Origin of the sequence: Paucibacter sp. B2R-40 (genome assembly GCF_025717555.1) — a bacterium.
In the GTDB taxonomy this organism is placed as follows: domain Bacteria; phylum Pseudomonadota; class Gammaproteobacteria; order Burkholderiales; family Burkholderiaceae_C; genus Paucibacter_A.
This window is the reverse complement of record NZ_JAJIRP010000017.1, coordinates 1-685: the sequence shown is the minus strand read 5'-3', so window position 1 is coordinate 685 and position 685 is coordinate 1. Positions and strand designations below refer to the sequence as shown.

The 685-nt window shown below is 65.7% G+C and carries 1 pseudogene; it reads right to left on the bottom strand.

What is annotated here, in order from left to right:
* Nucleotides 1–685, bottom strand: a pseudogene (locus LNV09_RS24010) (heme utilization protein); the annotation flags it as partial.

Here is a 685-nt window from a genome sequence, read left to right as displayed (position 1 = left end):
TTGCGCCGTGGTCAGCGCCACGATCTGGTCGGTCGTCAAGGCAGCGGCTTGGGCGGCGGTGAGTCCCCTCATGCCGCCGGTGCCTATGGCGGCGAAGTCATCGGTCGACAGTGACTTGACCTGCTCGGTTGTCAGCGCGGCAATCTGGCCCGAGCTGATGGCCTTGAACTGCGTGGCCGTCAGCGCATTGAGGTCGTCCGTGCTCAGATTCTGGATCTGAGTGGCGGTCAAAGCGTTGACTTGCACTGTCGTCAAGTTACCGATTTGGTCCGAGGTCAGCGCACCAATTTGCTCGGTGCTCAGCCCGCGCAGGGCGCCGGTGTTGAGGGCGCGCAGGTCATCGGACACCAAGGCGGCGATCTGATCGGTCAGCAAGCCCGACACTTGGGCGCTGACAAGCGATGCAGATTGCGCCGTGGTCAGCGCCACGATCTGGTCGGTCGTCAGGGCGGCAGCTTGCGCGCCGGTCAGGCCCCTCATGCCCCCGGTCCCGATGGCGGCGAAGTCATCGGTCGAAAGCGACTTGACCTGCTCGGTCGTCAGGGCGGCAGCTTGCGCGCCGGTCAGGCCCCTCAGGCCCCCGGTCCCGATGGCCGCGAAGTCATCGGTCGAAAGCGACTTGGCCTGCTCGGTCGTCAGCGCCGCGATCTGGCCCGAACTGATGGCCTTGAACTGTGTGGCCGTC